The sequence below is a fragment of the Colwellia sp. MEBiC06753 genome (assembly GCF_053470325.1).
In genome coordinates this window covers 1-17,622 of sequence record NZ_JBQMTM010000022.1, presented here as the reverse complement: position 1 = coordinate 17,622, position 17,622 = coordinate 1, and the positions used below count along the sequence as shown (strand labels likewise).

Sequence of the window (17,622 nt, the reverse complement as noted above, 5' to 3'; positions counted from 1 at the left end):
TTTTATACAAACCTCAGGTTAAGGCACCATTACAGTGGTTGCCCCTGGGTTGGTGATTGATATAGTGCCTGCCCACGTGCACATACATTTACTTGAGTTGTTTAAAGCCGGGAAATAGGCAATAAGATCGGTTGGTGCGCCAGGTGCCCAAGGTGCTGGTATTACAGGTATGCAAGGCATAGGGGTCAGTACACCTAATGCTGCTGAAGTCGCTGCTGCGACTGTTGGGTTAGCAAGGGAACGACACATACCAAATGGTAAAATATTAACCATAGGTTTAAAGTCCATAATATTAGCCGCAGGCATATTATCAACCATTACACGGTTGATAGGTGGCACAACTAGGGTGCTAGGTGCCATACCTTGACTGCACATCAACATCGCTCCATTGGTAACTTGAATAGCCATTTAATCTACCGAATTATGATCCATTGACCGTTAATTTTGCACAGAAATAATGGAAAGCCAAAGCTCATGTCTTGCTCTGCATGGACAAACTCGATTGGATACTGTCCATCGTTAACCACTATTTGTGCAACCCGTTTATTATCCAACCAGTTGATAGCAACAGACTCAGCTGCATATTGTACTAAAGATAATTCAGGATCCGCTAAATATTGCTTCCACATTGCTAGAACCGATTGTTGCAATTGCCCCTTAGGAATATGATCGGCTATCTCTTCATCTTCATAGCGATACTTGAAAAACTCATATGCTTGCTCGAACTGTTTTTTAGCGAAAAAACTACGAACGCCTTTTAACACTAAAAAAATATCATACTTATCTTGCTGAGATAATTGCTCCATGGTCTCTGCGTATTGCCACAAACGTGTTAACGGTAAATCACTTAACACTTGCGGAAAGCTAATTTCATATCCATCAGGGCTAGTCATTTGTTGTATGATCGGGTCATTTTCACTTAGTTCTAACTGCACTAAATTGTCGATAGCAACTAATTTCCCATCGCGCTCTTCTCCTTTAAAAATATTTATACGAACCGCCTTGTTCGTACTTGGTTGATCGTCAGGATCTTTTGCCGTGAATGTTGGAATAGTTAACGTTATATGAGCTCGATTATTTTTCTGTCCAAGCCAACGGTTAATAATTTGTGTTGTTGTCACTTCTTGACCACTGAGCTCTGAGACAATCGGAAATTCATTTACTGTCAGTGCTACTTGATAGCCAGAACTATAAAAATCGAGATAATAATTTGCTTGCATGAAAGTGCTGTCCCTACGCTATAAGTTTATTTATCACCCAATAAATAATGCCCGCCACCAATAAAATAATCAAAGCTAGAACAAGAAATGCAACATTACTTAACTGCACTTTGACTAAGGCCGACTGTTTAGGGTCATTTGGATTATAATATACTGTTGTTTGCATCCCTTGTTGATATTGTTCCGTAAACCGCGCTAAATCATTTTGATCTGTGAACACATTAGGCAAACTAGGGTATATTTTAGTCCCCTGGTAAGAGTTACCTGCTACGGAGTAGTTAAAGCGAATATCCACGTGGTGCTCTACACTATTTCTATTAGTACTATTATTGCGGTTAAAATTTTCAGTGATCGCAAGTTCAGTAATTGTTGCTTGTGTTTGCAGCCACTGACCACTATTTTTTAATTGAAATAACAAATACAAAGCGACAATAATTACGAGGGCTATCACAATATTAAGTATTGATGTTGTCATCTGCTGCTCCTGTTATACCAGTTGGTATTTACGACATTCGACTTCTTTATCGCTTTCCCAAAGCTTCCATTGCTTAGTCTTGCTCTTAGAAAACATAACAAAGGCCCTAAATTCTACCTTCACCGTGGCTGTCGCTGGAGGTAACTTCAATTTTGGCTCAATAAACATTCCATCTTTATTAATATCCACTTCACCGCCACCATAAGGAGTAATGGCTAAACGCCCGGAGGCGCTAACACTGGCTAAATACTGACTACCAGCACGTGCCATAAAGCCAAATGATAATTTTCCTTCGACCCCTAAAGTAATTTGCCCATTCGTCATGCATTCGCCAGTTGAATAGTATTGATTAAGAACAGAACCACTACTTTTTAGATTAACGCCCGTTTCGAACAGCACCAATACATCAGCGATATGTTCAGAAGCAAAATGAGCTAAATGTGGGGGTATGCCTACCATAGTGCCAATTAATCGAGTAATACTAAACTGAACTTCGATTTCAATACCGGCAATCGGCTCTAGTGATGCCTTAAACTCCACTTCATAATAAGCGCGCCAGTCCTTACTATTTTCTTTCCAGCCTTTGCTATAGCTTAACTTTCCGCTTGGTGGTATCAATTTCGGCTTCAAATCTAATGGGGTCAACCCCATAAATTTGCTGCCCCATTGTTCCCATGCTTTGTTAAACTGATCCATTTTCCCGGATATAAACTGCAGTGAAACTTCGGCAGATACTTGCTCAGAAGGATAAACTTTAACTTCTAAAACTTCACCACTGTGGTGTTCACACTTGCCCTGAAGGAAATAACTGCGCGCGGGTGTATCCCCTAACTTATCGGTATCAGCAGGCTCTGGTGTTAATTCAAAGCTTTTACTGTAACTTTTAAGCCACTTTCTGTCTGAAGAACACATGAGTTGGCCTGTACCACAGTCGTCGTCAATTGCTAATTTAGTTGCCAGCTTTTCGCTGCCACCATACTCTATTTTTTTAACATATGAAGCACTACCCACCTTGTTTGAGTTGGGTAAGTTGCTTGAAGAACTTGCTGCGCTATTTACCGCTTGCCCGTAACGTCCGGTTGAAGATGATGCATTTTGATCGTCAGCACTCAATAACGAAGCCCCATCAAGCTTAATAGTTGTTTCTTCTTCTTTTTGCTCGGTTGCTGTCGGCACAACTTCTAGCAAATTGTAGTTAGCATCTGGTTTACGGCTATGACTACACTGAGTAGTAAGTGACTTAATTTTACAGTTAGGTGGAGGTTCTACAGATTTATTTACTGCCGCTGCGGCAATAGGCTGGGCAACAAAAGCACCAACCTGTTGGCTTTTTAAGGTCGTTTGATTTGAGTCAATTTTTTTAGCTTTCGGGGCTGTCGCTTGTCCTCCAGCTTTATCGTTATCAGCTTCTTTTGCTTCTTTTGCTTCTTTAGGCGTTTTGATCGCCTTGGGTGCTATCGGCTTGCTGCCTGAGCCAGAGCCAGCAGCGCCACCACTATTAATTTTGACCAATGGGCCTGAAATATCTACGCCAGCCGGCCCAACCGAAACAAAACTACCACCAACTTTTAAAGTAACTTGTACACCGGCTTCAAGTACTAAATTCATGCCAGCTTTGATATGTATAGCCATACCAGCTTCTGCGGCCATATTCATACTAGCTTTCATTTGAATATCTTTGCCAGCATTTAATGAATATTGCTGCGCTACTTTATGATTATAATTAGCTTCGTCTTGCCAATGACTATCGCCACCAACCGACATTTTATAATCCGCAAGGTATTTACCATTAAAGGTTTTGGTCACTTGAGTAAAAAAACCACCTTTGATGTCAAGGTGCTGATTTTCTTCAATACTGGAAAAATCATTGCCTTTTATCGTTTGATGTTTATCTTTTTCAATCAGTGCAAAACTATTTGCTTTAATAATTTCATGGGCATCATTACCCACCCAACTTAATCTATCGTTCTTAACACGATTATCTTGGTTTTTTTCTGCATGGATAAAAAGTTGTTCATTATCCTTTTTATCATCTAAGCGGATTTCATTAAAACCACCGCCACCTTTAGTCGAGCGAGATTTAAATCCTGAGCGAGTATGATTTGCAGGCAATTCATAGGGAGGCATAGTTGAGCCATTGTAGACACTTCCTATAACAATTGGGCGGTCGGGGTCGCCACCGAGGAAATCTACTAAAACCTCTTGACCAATACGAGGGATCTGCATCGCCCCCCAATTTTTACCTGCCCAAGTTTGTGAAACGCGTACCCAGCACGAACTGGTTTCATTCGCTTTTGCGTACCTGTCCCAGTGAAACAGCACTTTGATACGGCCGTATTTATCTGTCCAAACTTCTTCACCGTTTTTACCTACAACCATTGCCGTTTGTGGACCTTGCATTGAAGGCTTTCTTGCTAGAAGTGGAGTTCGAAAATGAACTTTAGAAGGTATCGCATTCAACTGTGCAGTAAACAGGGGTTGTTCTAGCTCATCGTCACCACTAACGTAGTCATCGGAATATAACTCCATTGATATTTTGGTGATTAGATAATCAGTGTTCTGGTCCTCTCTAAAATGCTCAGTTAGTTTAAATTGTAGACCGACCCCAAGTTGACGAATATTGGTTTTTGCCGACTTAATTTCAAAATCAGCATTTTCCCGCTCCATCAAAAGCCTTGTATAATTTGTCCCTTCATTACGTTCTTTATAATTACCCGGATAACTAAACTTTTCGATAGCAGATAATGATGGCGTTGTTGGTACAGATGCTACAGCTTCTAAATTTTTACTTGGAACTTCAAAATCAAAACTAGTAAGCCTAATACCAGAGGTTTTCACCTTTTTCGAGTTTTCCCAACTAGATATCACTTCAATATGATTATCAGGTTCCTGCTCTGACATCGGTAAGTAGATAACCTCACCAAACAAAGAGATAGTTGAGTTTTGATCGACTAAAATTAAGGTATGTTTGCCATTGATATGCTCAAAGAAGTAAAAAATCCCCACTTCTTCCATTAACCGAGAAACAAAATTAAAGTCAGATTCATTGTATTGCACTACATAATCTTGTGCAGCGTAAGTGTTGGTTAATCTATCTTCGTAGTCAGAAAAACCGAGCTCGTCAAAGACATTTTTTATAATATCTGGTGTATTTTTTTCTTGGAAAATTCGACAGTTTTCACTTAAGGATAGTAGCCAAAACCATGGTTTAACAATTGCTACGTAGTGAGTTAAATGAGACTCCGTACTTTTTTGGTGAAACTCTGTAACAAAGCCATTGAAATAACGTGGTTCATCTTCTGCCGTTTCTAATCTTAATGTAATATTTTGACCAAGGAGATCGCTCAATTCGACCCCGTCATCCTCACTCAATAAATCTAAAGCGTAATGAAAGGGGCGCCCCAATTCCTCAATTAGACTTCCTTTGTAAAACAGCAGCTTATCTTCTGCTAACGGCGTGGAAATAGCAATTAACCTATGCTCTTGTGAGCGCATATCACTGTCCCTTACAGATCCTTGTACGTCATTAATTTAACGGAATGTTAATGGTAGTTTACTGTTTAGTTAACTACCAAATAATTAAGTCAACGCATTAAATACTAACGCATATTCCGAAAAAGGCGTTCTTTAATTTCCATCAAACGACAAATAGATTAAAAAATATTCAATAAAATACCTTTAATTCATTATTGTTTTATACTAGGTTATAACCAACTAAAAAATATAAAAATGAAATGATGGATTTATTTCACTATGGATTATAAAGATCTATTCTCTTCAGTAGTTCCCGGAAATAATGGATGTGGAGAAAACCTAGAAGATGATGCTAGCTTTCAAAACTTTTTTTTTGAAGCCGAAGGCACGCCCGAAAAATTTGATGGTCAAAATACGATTCCCGCTGAACCACCAGAATGGCGCAATGTAAAAAAGTCAGCCATTGAATTCTGTGCTAAAACTCGCGATTTAAAATTATTATCCATCCTAACCCAAGCAGTGCTGAATACAGAAGGGATATTAAAATTCAGTGAATGTTTGACTGGACTTTCTTTGTTAATTCAAAACCAATGGCAAGCGCTTTACCCTCCGCTCGATGAAGATGATGGCGATCCTATGGAAAGGATTTCAGCACTAGGCCATTTAACCGATAAAAGCTTTATACTCGATATTTTAAAAAATACCCCTCTTGTTACTTCAAAAGTTGCAGGCAGTGTCACTCTTAGAGTTATAGAGCGTTCAAAAGATTCCTCATTAAAACCTGAAGATAACGATTTAGAGCCGTCGCAAATACGCGGGATATTTAGTGATGCTGATAAAGAAGCTACTAATGATACTTATCTAGCAATTCAGGCCGCCCTTACTGCAGTTATTGATATTTCGGAAACATTTATTAGAGAAGCTGGCAACAATTATGCGGTAAATTTCGATCCGTTATCTGATGTACTCACACATATCAAAATTGCATTAGAGGATAATGCCGATTTAATGCAAGAAACTTCCGTAGAGATGACTACAACTACGGATGAAAATACTTCATCAACTATTTCCATTTCAAATACCACGCAATCTAGCCAAAACCAACTATCCTTTAATATTGCTAATTCACAGCTAACGTCTCGACAAGATGTAGATAAATGCTTTGAGCTTATTTGCCAATATTATAAAGAATATGAGCCATCAAGCCCTATTCCTGTGTTAATAAGCCGAGCTAAGAAATTTGTCCACATGGACTTCTTAGACATTATCGAAGATTTATCTCCAGAGGCTTTGGCTGAAATAATGAAACTTGGCGGCATTTCAGAATCTGATAGAAAAAAAACAGATGATGGCCAATCAAATATTGAGCAAGCAAAAGCAGCAGAATCATCAACCACTAGTGTGACAAGTGATTGGTAGGTATATGTGTTTCACACATACACTATCACCACTAACTAAATGCAAATTAAGGAGAATACAGTGTCCAGCGGTCAAAAATTTATCGGACGCAATAGAGCACCTCGTGTACAAATAGAGTATGACGTAGAGCTTTATGGCGCAGAAAAAAAAGTTCAAATTCCATTTGTAATGGGGGTAATGGCCGATCTAAGTGGTAACCCGGAAGAGCCGTTAGCACCATTATCAGAGCGAAAAATTTTAGAGGTAGATGTAGACAACTTCGATGATCGGCTTAAAGCAGCTAAACCGCGCGTCCAATTTACTGTACCAAACACTGTAACTGGCGAAGGGAATTTAGCAGTTGAATTAAAATTCGAAAGTATGGATGACTTCTCTCCAGAGTCTATTGCCAAACATACTGATGGCCTAAAACAGTTGCTTGAAGCAAGAACTCAGTTAGCAAACTTAGTTACCTATATGGATGGTAAAGAAGGTGCAGAACAATTAATTTCTAAAGCATTAAAAGATCCTGCATTGCTTGCATCTTTAAGCTCAGCACCTAAGCCTGAAGCGGAATAGTAGGAGAATGACAATGTCTGAACAACAAGCCACAGAACTAGAGCAAGGCACAGTCGAAGAGCTTGATGCGAATAGCTTTGCCTCGCTATTAAACAAAGAGTTTAAGCCTAAGTCAGATCGTGCTAAAGCAGAAGTTGAAAACGCGGTAAACACCCTTGCAGGTTATGCTTTGCAGGATGCGGCGATAATTTCTGAAGATACTGTACATTCAATCGAAGCCATTATCGCCGAGATAGATAAAAAGCTAACGGATCAAGTTAATCAAATCATTCACCACGAAGACTTTCAAACTTTAGAAGGTACATGGCGAGGCTTACATTATTTAGTAAATAACACTGAAACTGATGAATATTTAAAAGTAAAAGTATTTAATATTTCTAAAAAAGAGCTTGGCAAAAACCTTAAAAAATTTGCAGGTACCGCTTGGGATCAAAGCCCTGTCTTTAAGAAATTTTATGAAGAAGAATATGGGCAGTTTGGTGGTGAACCATTTGGCTGTATTGTTGGTGATTATTATTTTGACAATAGCCCCGCAGATGTCAGCTTACTAACTAACATGTCAAAAGTGTGTGCAGCTTCACATTCACCATTTATTTCTGCTGCATCGCCAGGTTTGTTGCAAATGGATACATGGAGTGAACTTACTAACCCTAGAGATTTAACCAAAATATTCTCTACTCCAGACTTTGCTTCATTTAGGTCACTGCGCGAAACAGAAGATGCTAAATATATTTCCTTAACAATGCCAAGAGTGCTATCTCGTTTGCCTTATGGCGCTGACACGGAACCTTGTGAAGGTTTCAATTTTGAGGAAGATACGTCTGGCTCTGACTCATCAAAATATTGCTGGACCAATGCTGCTTATTCAATGGCTGTTAATATTAATCGCTCATTTAAGGAATATGGCTGGTGTTCACGTATCCGAGGTATTGAGTCTGGTGGTGATGTCCAAGGCCTGCCTGTTCATACGTTCCCAAGTGATGACGGTGGCGTTGATATGAAGTGTCCTACTGAAGTCGCCATTAGTGATCGTCGTGAAGCTGAGCTTTCTGCCTGTGGTTTAATGCCTCTTATTCATCGTAAAAACAGTGATATGGCAGCCTTTATTGGTGCCCAAACCCTACAAAAACCAATGGAGTATGACGACCCTGATGCAACATCAAATGCAGCTTTATCAGCTCGCCTTCCATACCTTTTTGCAACGTGCCGATTCGCTCATTACCTAAAATGTATTGTGCGTGACAAAGTTGGCTCGTTCAAAGCTAGAGCCGACATGGAAAAATGGTTGCAGTCTTGGATCAACAATTATGTTGATGGTGATCCAGGGAATTCAACAGAAGAAACCAAGGCTCGCAAACCATTAGCGAATGCTGAAGTTGTTGTTGATGATGTCGAAGGTAGCCCTGGTTATTACAGTGCTAAATTCTTCTTAAAGCCTCACTATCAGCTTGAAGGACTAACTGCTTCGCTTCGTTTAGTTTCAAAACTACCCTCAGAAAAAGGTTAATAAAGGAGAATAACTATGGCTGTTGATATGTTCCTTGTGCTTAACGGCATAAAAGGTGAATCAGAAGATAAAACGTATAAAGATCAGATTGATGTACTAGCATGGAGCTGGGGTTTATCTCAAAGTGGTACCATGCATATGGGTAAAGGTGGTGGTGCAGGTAAAGCAAACTTTCAAGATATTAGCATTACTAAATATGTCGATAATTCTTCCGCGACATTAATGAATAAAATTGCCACAGGCGAACATATTGCTGATGGTAAAATTGTTGTCCGAAAAGCCGGTGGAAAACCATTAGAATATTTCGTCATTGAATTAAAAGAAGTGATGGTTACTTCTTATTCAACGGGCGGCTCTGGTGGCGAAGATAGGCTTACGGAAAATATTACACTTAATTTTGCAAAAGTTCGAACCGTCTATAAGACCCAGGATGATAAAGGCGGTGCTGGCGCAGAAGTTGAGTTTAAGTGGGATATACCGGCTAACGTACCAGCTTAAGACACTTAGCGTTAACATTAGATTGCCACAAACTTGTGGCAATCTTTCATTTAGTTAAGGACAATCACATGGATGCAGAAAGCCTGTTACATGAAGGCAATTTAAGCGAATGTAAAGACCAGCTATTTGGTGAAATTAGAAAAGATCCAAGTAATATCAATCTCAGAATTTTCTTATTTCAACTTGCTTGTGTGTCATGTGACTGGGAACGAGCTAAAAACCAACTCAACGTACTTAAAGAAATGTCTGACGCCACTCTGGCTATGGTTAGTACCTATGAGCAGCTTATTGGATGTGAACAGAAACGAATTAACGTATTATCAGGCAACAAGGAGCCAACTTGCTTTGGTGAGCCCGCACAATGGTTAGCTTTTTATACTCAAGGCTATCAACAATATATAAATGGGCATTTTGATCAATCACTTACCTTAATAGAGAAAGGTGCAGATCTAGCCCCTGCCATATCTGGCACTATCAACAACTCTGAATCATTTGCATGGTTAAGCGATGGCGATATTCGATTTGGCCCATCATTTGAAGTTATGCTTAATGGTAATTACTACCGTTTACCTTTTGAATATATAAAAGAAATTAACTTTGAACCAATTGAAGATTTACGTGATGTAGTATGGCGCCCCGCTAACTTAACGTTAAAAAATAATGGTCAATTAATCATCTTTATGCCTATGCGTTACCCTATTCATGCCAACACCACAGATGAACAGCTGCTGGCAAAAGTATGTGACTGGCATGAACCAATTGCAAATTATTATGTCGGCAATGGCCAAAAAGTATTAATAACTGATGCTAGCGAATATCCCCTAATGAATATTGACAGTATTCAATTTAATTAACGATTCACCATGCCCGAACTATCACAAAAAGAACGTCTACAGCTATCACTACTCGATAGGCTAAGTGACGACGAGCCTGATAAAAAAACTGAGTCAAGAGACAAACGGGTTATTTCTATTAACCGACTACGCACTTTAGTTCAAAGAGACCTTGCGTGGTTGCTTAATAGCGTTGCCAGTGCTTCTCATCTCGATTTAACGCTATACTCAGAAGTTGAAAGCTCAGCACTAAATTACGGCATTATGGATCTTACAGGCTATAGCGGTGCGACTTTTAGTCCTAAGTTTATCGAGCGTGAATTGATAAAACGCATCCGCTACTATGAACCCCGCATCATCCCAAATACGCTCAAAGTAAAAATTAATCTTGCCCCAGAAGAGATGAACAAAAATCAAATAACCTTTGAAATTAGTGGCGATTTATGGGCCCAACCCTTGCCATTACAGCTTTTTCTAAAAACAGATGTTGATCTTGAAACGGGTAGCGTTTCCTTGAGTCATTGGAATTAGTATATGGACGCAAAATTTCTCGAATTTTATAACCAAGAACTCAAGTTTATTCGCGAAACAGGTTCTGAATTTGCTAAAGAATACCCAAAAATTGCCGGTCGTCTGGGTCTCGAGGGCTTCGATTGTTCAGATCCTTATGTAGAGCGATTACTTGAAGGCTTTGCCTTTTTATCCGCTCGCATTCATCAAAAGCTTGATGCAAGTTTTCCTCAATTTACTCAGCATTTAATGGAGTTGCTTTTTCCAACCTTTTTACAACCCTGCCCTTCTATGTTAATCAGCCAATTTAACCCAGACTATGAAGAAGGTTCCTTAATGGAAGGCGTTACTATCGCAAAGGGCACGGCTTTGCATAGTTTATTGAGTAAAGGTGAACAAACAGCCTGTGAGTACAGAACCGCACATGATGTAACATTATGGCCAGTGGCAATAACCGGTGCCGAGTATATTAACGCACAATCGATAGGATCTTATACCCAGAAATTATCAGCCAATATTAAAGTTAAAAGTGGCATATTATTAACTCTAGAGCTGCCGCCAGGACAAAAATTTTCTGAAATCAGCTTAGATGAGCTAGAACTATTTATTAGAGGTTCGGAATCTTTTCCTTTGTACTTATTCGAAGCTATTTATAAAGGCTTCCAAGGTTGTCTTTATAAATCAGGTAGTAATATGTGGCGCATTCAGGAAGCGGTAACAACAACTCAAGCTAATGGCTATGATAAAGCGCAAGCCTTGTTACCCTATTCAAATCGTCAATTTGATGGCTTTCGGCTACTTAAAGAATATTTTCTTTTTCCTAGCCGATTTTTATTTTTAACCATAAGTCACTTACATTCAACACTTCAGCAATGCCATGAAAACAAAGTTCAGTTATTGCTGCTGTTAGATCACAATGATAGTCGCTTAGAAAACTTAGTTTCTGCAGACAACTTTGCCTTGTATTGCACTCCCGCTATCAACTTATTTCCAAAACGTGCTGAACGAATCAATATATCTAGGGTTAAAAATGACTTTCACGTAGTCCCTGATCGATTAAGGCCACTGGATTTTGAAGTGTGCTCAATAACTGACGTCAAAGGATTTAGCACAGGAATAGAGCCAACTAATTTATTCTTACCACTGTATGGCAGTCACAAAAGTAACGACCATAAATCACACGCTTATTATACAAGCAAGCGACGCGTTAGAAATTTAAATGTCAATCAGCGAAAGTTTGGTCACCGATCAAGTTACATTGGCTCAGAAGTATTTATATCAATTTCTGATCCCAAGCATCCGCCCTATGCTGATGACCTAAAGCAAATCTCAGTTGCAACCATGTGCTGCAATCGTGACTTGCCATTAATGATGCCTTTAGGGAAAGGAAAAACTGACTTTACTATAGAAACCGGAGCGCCATGTGAATCGGTCCGGTGTGTTGGCGAACCCAGCCGTCCACATCCGCCACTAAGCCAAGGAAGTGTCGCATGGGACTTAATCAACCTCCTATCAATTAATTTTTTGGGCCTCAGTGACGAAGAACAAAGAGAGAGCCTGCTCAGTTTGCAAACATTATTGAAGTTGATGATGGATAAAAACGACTACACCCAATCAAAACTGATTGACGGTATTACAGCGGTAAATACAAGGCAAATAACACAACGCCTACCAATAGCAGGTCCTATTTGTTTTGGTCGCGGTGTCGAAATCAAACTAGTGATAGATGAATTAGCTTATGAAGGCAGCAGTGTGTTTTTATTAGGTATGGTTCTAGATCAATTTTTTGCTCAATACGTTAGCGTCAATTCATTTTCACAATTAGTCTTACATTCGCAAGATAGAGGGGAGATACATCGATGGCCAATTCGAATCGGCTTGCGAAATCCTATCTAGCCGAGCTTAGCGAAGACAAGAAAAGTCTGCATGAACAAGGTTTTGAACCGTTAGTCAGATACCTGGAAGCTAACGCGCCATTAGCGAGTCGAGTTGGCTATTCCGTATCACCTAAACAAGATTTTGTTCGCTTTGGTCAAACTCCATTGCTTAGCTTCTTCCCAGCTGCGTTCACAGATGTCAAGTTCTCTCAAGCAAGTGGTTACTATAAATTAAGAAATAGCTACTTTGGCATGTTAGGTATTAATGGGCCATTACCTCTGCATTTAACTGAACATGCGTTGGAGCGCCAGCACCGACATAAAGATAATACTTTTAGCCAGTTTTTAGACATCTTCAATCATAGGTTTATTTCGCTGTTCTATCGAGCATGGGCTGATAGCCAACCTGCAGTGAGCCATGATCGCCCATCCGACGACTCTTTTAAGCAGTTATTAAGCTCAATTTCCGGGCAAATTACCGTCGACAACGATAAACCAAATAAAAAATATAAGCTCGAAACGTACTTATCTGGCTTACTTAGCCATAAAAATAGAAGTGCTTCAGTGTTAGAACAAATGCTTGCTGAAAGCTTAACCTTCGCGGTCAATATTAAAGAATTTGTGGGTGCTTGGTACCCATTAAACATTGAAGATACAACCGCTTTAGGTAAAACAAATAGCCACTTAGGGATTAGTTCTACGTTAGGTACCTTAAGCTTTCAACGGATTTTTAAGTTTGCAATAAACATTGGTCCACTAACCTATCAACAATATCAGTCGATATTGGCTGACACGACCCAGTTTGACCAAATAGAAAGTATCGTTCGTAAAGCCATGGGCGCAGAATTTGAATACGACATCAATATTTATTTAGATAAAAATCAAAGTAAAAGCAGCAAGTTAGGTAATGCACAATTGGGACAAAATTCTTGGTGTCAAGGTGACTCTTATTATCAACATCAAATTGAACCTATTTTAGTGTACAAAAAAGAGAGTAATGCTTAGTGGCAAACTAATTAAGATATCCTAAGCTAAATGGGTAAAACTTATTCGTTAGTTACATTGGCGTTACGATAAAAACAAGGAACAAGGATCATGGCTGAAATTAGTAGAGTGAGTTTATTTGGCAAACTCAACCCGTTAGCTTATAAAGCTGTAGAAGGTGCCACTGTATATTGCAAGTTGCGAGGGAACCCTTACGTTGAACTTGTGCACTGGTTTCAGCAAATACTTCAATTACAAGATTCAGATCTCCATAAAATTATTCAACATTTCGACATTGATCCTGCGCGTTTAGCCAAAGATTTAACCGATGCCTTGGATGCCCTGCCAAGAGGCGCGAGTGCCATATCCGATTTATCGAGTCATATAGAGGAATCGATAGAGCGAGGCTGGGTATATGGCAGCTTAGTATTTGGCGACTCTAAAGTTAGAATGGCTTACATCACTTTAGGTATGTTAAAGACTAGAGACTTGAGAAATGCTCTACTCTCTATTTCGAGCGAATTTAATAAAATTAAAGCCGAACAATTGGGCGATGAACTCAATAGTATCGTTGCAGGTTCCCCAGAAGATTCTCAAGGCGCAACCGATGGTTCTAACTTAGCAGCAGGTTCAGAGCCTGGTACTGCGAGTGATGCCATGGCGCCTGCACAAATGGGTAAACAAGAAGCCTTAGCACAATTTACAACAGATATGACCGAGCAAGTGCGTAAAGGCGAGCTCGACTCTATCATCGGTCGTGATGAAGAAATTCGCCAGTTAATTGATATTCTGATGAGACGTAGACAAAACAACCCGATATTAACCGGCGAAGCAGGTGTCGGTAAAACTGCGGTTGTTGAAGGTTTTGCCCACCGAATAGTCAGGGGTGATGTTCCGCCAAGCTTAAAAGACGTTAAACTGCTGAGTTTAGACATAGGTCTGCTACAAGCAGGCGCCAGCATGAAAGGCGAGTTTGAAAATCGTTTAAAACAAGTAATAGAAGAAGTTAAGTCATCGCCTACGCCTATCATTATGTTTATTGATGAAACTCATACCTTAGTCGGTGCAGGCGGCGCAGCTGGTACAGGTGATGCCGCTAATTTACTTAAGCCCGCTTTAGCAAGGGGCGAACTAAGAACGATAGGTGCAACAACGTGGGCGGAATACAAAAAACACATTGAAAAAGACCCCGCCCTAACTCGTCGCTTTCAAGTGGTTAAAGTTGATGAGCCCAGTGAAGAAAAAGCAATTTTAATGCTGCGTAATATTGCCGGTATGCTAGAGAAACATCATCATGTTGAAATGCTAGATGAAGCAATTGAGGCCGCAGTTAAATTATCACATCGTTATATTCCAGCAAGACAGTTACCTGATAAAGCAGTTAGCTTAATTGACACTGCTGCAGCTCGCGTCGCAGTTAGTCAATTTGCCACTCCAGCCGAGCTCGAAGATTGTAAACAGCGAATTGAAAATTTAAAAGTTGAACAGTCAGTTTTATACAAAGAAGCAACAATAGGTTTAATCAATCAAAGCCGTATTGATAATGTTGCAGAATGCTTAGCCTTTGAATTAGAAAAAGCAAACGAACTAGAACAAAAGTGGCAATCAGAAAAAGAAGTGGTTGATGCTGTTTTAGAAAGTCGTCGTAAACTCAAAGAGTTACTGCAAGAACAAAACGATAGTAAAGACAGTGAATCTCCCATTGATAATGCCGAAGCCATCACACAAGCACAGGTAGAGCTAAATGAGCACTATGCGAGCTTGTCCAAGTTGCAAGGGGAATCACCACTAATATTGCCGTCTTGTGATGCTCAAGCGGTTTCTTCTGTTGTCGCGGACTGGACAGGAATTCCTGTTGGAAAAATGGTTAGCGATGAAATTAATACGGTGCTTAACCTACCTAATATTTTGAAAGAACGCGTAATTGGCCAAGATCACAGTATGGAAATGATCGCTAAGCGTATTCAAACCTCACGTGCAGGATTAGATAACCCGAATAAACCTATCGGTGTGTTTATGTTATGTGGTCCCTCTGGCACAGGTAAAACAGAAACAGCACTGGCATTAGCAGAAGCGCTATATGGTGGCGAGCAAAACGTTATCACTATTAACATGAGTGAGTTTCAAGAAGCACATACAGTTTCTACATTAAAAGGTGCCCCTCCTGGCTATGTTGGCTATGGTGAAGGCGGCATTTTAACCGAAGCAGTGCGCCGTAAGCCATATTCAGTCGTTTTATTAGACGAAGTAGAAAAAGCCCATTCAGATGTCCATGAGATTTTCTTCCAAGTATTTGACAAAGGAGTCATGGAAGACGGTGAAGGCCGCCTAATCGACTTCAAAAATACCCTGATCCTTTTAACGTCAAATGTTGGCAGCGATCTGATTATGAACATGTGTAAAGACCCCGATTTAATGCCAGAGCCAGATGGTATTGTTAAAGCGCTTCGCGAACCACAGTTACAAGTGTTCCCTGCAGCTCTACTTGGTCGGATCGTGTCTATCCCCTATTACCCATTATCAGATGCCATGATTAGCGCAATTACCCGTTTACAACTTGATCGCATCAAACAACGCGTCGAAAAAGGCAAAGGGATAGCATTTAATTACGATGACTCAGTAGTTGATTTAGTAGTCAGCAGATGTACCGAATTAGAAAGTGGCGGCCGAATGATAGATTCTATTTTGACTAACACACTGCTACCTGAAGTAAGTCATCGGTTCTTAAATAATATGTTGGAAGGTAAGCCATTATCTAAAGTTGAAGTTAGAGCAGAAAATGGTGAGTTCCATTATCAAATAACCTAACTTGAAGTCGTTAGATAATATGGAATATATATAAAAGATGAGCGCGGCATGCCAATAGGAAGTTTAGGCATGCACGATTTAATTCCTTACGATCACTCTTAATAAAGATCGAATATTGGGAAGGTAACATACTACTTGTTAAGGATAAGACATTATGACTATTAATTATTACTCATTAGGTTCTGATAAACGACTTTGCGACATCATTATTGCAGGCAGCCATGATGCTGGTATTACATCAGGCGCAGAAAACGCAAAAACACAGTCTGTTGGTATTTATTTACAAGCAGTAAGTGGTGTAAGAATATTCGACTTAAGGGTTATAGCGGCCAAAGCAGGTACTGACGCCAATGGCAGAAAACAGGTAGCTTTTAGGGCTTATCATGCCGATGAAAAATTAATATCTCATAAGAAAAAAACTCGAACTCTCGCTGAGACGGGCGAACAACATCAGCTAACTTATACAAAACTTCGAGCAGGTCAATTAGGTGAATCCTTGGTAGACATGCTAACTGACGCAAGAAAGTTTGTTGAAACAAATACCACCGAGTTTTTAATTTTAAAATTTGATAAATGCAAAAACTGGGATTATATCGCATGCTACTGTCAGGAGCTTCTAGGCGATAAGCTATATACTGATGGCGGTGACATTAATATTAAGTCTTTATTTCAACTTAAAGGTAAGGTAATTGTTCTTTTTTCTGAATCAGGCTTACAAGAAGTCCAAAATAAAGCAGGTATATTTAGTTGGCGAAGCTTAAAAGGTAAAAGTAGAATGTTTCGTTCGAATATTCCCGACAAGCCCTACACTACGCCTTATGATGGTTTACAGTATTACGGAAAGGGCGGCACGAATCCTTTTAGTGGTGGCAACTTCAGTAGTAAAACCAAGCAAAATATTAAAAAACAAGGAAAAAACCTAAGTAAAATGGCCGGCAATGAAATGGATTATGGCTCTTGGGTAATAGGAATGATGTACTGGACTTCTACAGGGCTTTTTCAAAGTATAAAAGACCGCAATGATTTCATGTGGACGGAACCGGGTAAAAGACAATTACTTAGTTTATTCGAGGGTGGTTTGGGCGAGTCAATTCAAGGGCGGTTTGAACGACGTCACCTTCATGGCACAAACTATGCTTCTGGAGCAATATTAAGAACTTTCTTACCCAATATTGTTATGATTGATTTTGCTGATTTAAATAAATGCCAATTTATATTTGATTTGAATAAAGTTGCTGACACTTGGCTAGTTGACGGCTACAGTCAATATGTTGCAAGTGCTTAAACTCATAAATCATTTGAAATTTCCTAGAGTTAATTATTTAACATTTAGGCTATGTTCCCGTAAATTGTTGCTACACTGTATGTAGATACAGTTAACGAGGGTTTACTCATGATCCCAGCACAATTTACAAAGCTGATAACCGAGTTAGAAAACTTAACGGATAGCCAAGCCCGT

General features: G+C 39.6%; 14 protein-coding genes. 10 read left to right on the top strand and 4 right to left on the bottom strand.

The genetic code is table 11. The features are described 5' to 3' along the window. Nucleotides 1–18: 18 nt before the first annotated feature. Genes ACOB82_RS15420 through ACOB82_RS15405 form a run of 4 tightly spaced genes read right to left on the bottom strand, consistent with a single transcriptional unit; the run spans nucleotide 19 to nucleotide 5,190 of the window. Nucleotides 19–408, bottom strand: a complete 390-nt coding sequence (locus ACOB82_RS15420; RefSeq protein ID WP_448213876.1) for a DUF4280 domain-containing protein — start codon at nucleotides 406–408, stop codon at nucleotides 19–21. 5 nt (nucleotides 409–413) lie between these two features. Beyond that, nucleotides 414–1,220, bottom strand: a complete 807-nt coding sequence (locus ACOB82_RS15415) for a hypothetical protein (RefSeq protein WP_448213875.1) — start codon at nucleotides 1,218–1,220, stop codon at nucleotides 414–416. A gap of 13 nt (nucleotides 1,221–1,233) precedes the next feature. Next, on the bottom strand, nucleotides 1,234–1,695 hold the full coding sequence (locus tag ACOB82_RS15410) for a DUF3592 domain-containing protein (protein ID WP_448213874.1): 462 nt from the start codon (nucleotides 1,693–1,695) through the stop codon (nucleotides 1,234–1,236). Between the two features lie 12 nt (nucleotides 1,696–1,707). Next, nucleotides 1,708–5,190 carry a type VI secretion system Vgr family protein gene (locus ACOB82_RS15405; protein ID WP_448213872.1) on the bottom strand — a complete coding sequence of 1,161 codons (3,483 nt, stop codon included), beginning with the start codon at nucleotides 5,188–5,190 and terminating at the stop codon, nucleotides 1,708–1,710. 258 nt (nucleotides 5,191–5,448) lie between these two features. Between ACOB82_RS15405 and tssA the strand changes: the two genes are divergently transcribed. The 10 genes from tssA to ACOB82_RS15355 all read left to right on the top strand — a co-directional run bounded on the left by tssA (nucleotide 5,449) and on the right by ACOB82_RS15355 (nucleotide 17,448). Then, nucleotides 5,449–6,588 (top strand): type VI secretion system protein TssA, encoded by a 1,140-nt coding sequence (gene tssA, locus ACOB82_RS15400; RefSeq protein WP_448213871.1) that lies wholly within the window; start codon nucleotides 5,449–5,451, stop codon nucleotides 6,586–6,588. Nucleotides 6,589–6,648: 60 nt separating this feature from the next. Next, nucleotides 6,649–7,146, top strand: coding sequence for a type VI secretion system contractile sheath small subunit (gene tssB / locus ACOB82_RS15395; RefSeq protein ID WP_448213870.1), 498 nt, complete (start codon nucleotides 6,649–6,651; stop codon nucleotides 7,144–7,146). A gap of 13 nt (nucleotides 7,147–7,159) precedes the next feature. Next, complete coding sequence (gene tssC, locus ACOB82_RS15390) at nucleotides 7,160–8,653, top strand: type VI secretion system contractile sheath large subunit (RefSeq protein ID WP_448213869.1); 1,494 nt, start codon at nucleotides 7,160–7,162, stop codon at nucleotides 8,651–8,653. 15 nt (nucleotides 8,654–8,668) lie between these two features. After that, nucleotides 8,669–9,151 carry an Hcp family type VI secretion system effector gene (locus ACOB82_RS15385; protein ID WP_448213868.1) on the top strand — a complete coding sequence of 161 codons (483 nt, stop codon included), beginning with the start codon at nucleotides 8,669–8,671 and terminating at the stop codon, nucleotides 9,149–9,151. Nucleotides 9,152–9,219: 68 nt separating this feature from the next. Next, complete coding sequence (locus tag ACOB82_RS15380) at nucleotides 9,220–10,005, top strand: type VI secretion system accessory protein TagJ (protein WP_448213867.1); 786 nt, start codon at nucleotides 9,220–9,222, stop codon at nucleotides 10,003–10,005. 9 nt (nucleotides 10,006–10,014) lie between these two features. After that, the gene (gene tssE, locus ACOB82_RS15375; RefSeq protein ID WP_448213866.1) at nucleotides 10,015–10,515 is read left to right on the top strand and encodes a type VI secretion system baseplate subunit TssE; all 501 of its coding nucleotides are present in this window, start codon (nucleotides 10,015–10,017) and stop codon (nucleotides 10,513–10,515) included. 3 nt (nucleotides 10,516–10,518) lie between these two features. Continuing rightward, the gene (tssF, locus tag ACOB82_RS15370) at nucleotides 10,519–12,390 is read left to right on the top strand and encodes a type VI secretion system baseplate subunit TssF (RefSeq protein WP_448213865.1); all 1,872 of its coding nucleotides are present in this window, start codon (nucleotides 10,519–10,521) and stop codon (nucleotides 12,388–12,390) included. Further along, nucleotides 12,354–13,376, top strand: a complete 1,023-nt coding sequence (gene tssG / locus ACOB82_RS15365; protein ID WP_448213864.1) for a type VI secretion system baseplate subunit TssG — start codon at nucleotides 12,354–12,356, stop codon at nucleotides 13,374–13,376. Before tssF ends, tssG begins: the two co-directional genes overlap by 37 nt. 90 nt (nucleotides 13,377–13,466) lie before the next feature. Continuing rightward, nucleotides 13,467–16,163: a type VI secretion system ATPase TssH gene (tssH, locus tag ACOB82_RS15360; protein ID WP_448213863.1), complete on the top strand. Its 2,697-nt coding sequence runs from the start codon at nucleotides 13,467–13,469 to the stop codon at nucleotides 16,161–16,163. Between the two features lie 154 nt (nucleotides 16,164–16,317). Further along, the gene (locus ACOB82_RS15355) at nucleotides 16,318–17,448 is read left to right on the top strand and encodes a hypothetical protein (RefSeq protein ID WP_448213862.1); all 1,131 of its coding nucleotides are present in this window, start codon (nucleotides 16,318–16,320) and stop codon (nucleotides 17,446–17,448) included. Nucleotides 17,449–17,622 lie beyond the last annotated feature (174 nt).

Excerpts from the sequence above, each read along its gene's own strand:
- ACOB82_RS15415 (WP_448213875.1), bottom strand. The coding sequence starts at position 1,220 with ATGCAAGCAAATTATTATCTCGATTTTTATAGTTCTGGCTATCAAGTA.
- ACOB82_RS15355 (WP_448213862.1), top strand. The coding sequence starts at position 16,318 with ATGACTATTAATTATTACTCATTAGGTTCTGATAAACGACTTTGCGAC.
- ACOB82_RS15405 (WP_448213872.1), bottom strand. The coding sequence starts at position 5,190 with ATGCGCTCACAAGAGCATAGGTTAATTGCTATTTCCACGCCGTTAGCA.
- ACOB82_RS15410 (WP_448213874.1), bottom strand. The coding sequence starts at position 1,695 with ATGACAACATCAATACTTAATATTGTGATAGCCCTCGTAATTATTGTC.
- tssE (WP_448213866.1), top strand. The coding sequence starts at position 10,015 with ATGCCCGAACTATCACAAAAAGAACGTCTACAGCTATCACTACTCGAT.
- tssG (WP_448213864.1), top strand. The coding sequence starts at position 12,354 with ATGGCCAATTCGAATCGGCTTGCGAAATCCTATCTAGCCGAGCTTAGC.
- tssC (WP_448213869.1), top strand. The coding sequence starts at position 7,160 with ATGTCTGAACAACAAGCCACAGAACTAGAGCAAGGCACAGTCGAAGAG.
- tssA (WP_448213871.1), top strand. The coding sequence starts at position 5,449 with ATGGATTATAAAGATCTATTCTCTTCAGTAGTTCCCGGAAATAATGGA.
- ACOB82_RS15420 (WP_448213876.1), bottom strand. The coding sequence starts at position 408 with ATGGCTATTCAAGTTACCAATGGAGCGATGTTGATGTGCAGTCAAGGT.
- tssH (WP_448213863.1), top strand. The coding sequence starts at position 13,467 with ATGGCTGAAATTAGTAGAGTGAGTTTATTTGGCAAACTCAACCCGTTA.
- ACOB82_RS15385 (WP_448213868.1), top strand. The coding sequence starts at position 8,669 with ATGGCTGTTGATATGTTCCTTGTGCTTAACGGCATAAAAGGTGAATCA.
- tssF (WP_448213865.1), top strand. The coding sequence starts at position 10,519 with ATGGACGCAAAATTTCTCGAATTTTATAACCAAGAACTCAAGTTTATT.
- ACOB82_RS15380 (WP_448213867.1), top strand. The coding sequence starts at position 9,220 with ATGGATGCAGAAAGCCTGTTACATGAAGGCAATTTAAGCGAATGTAAA.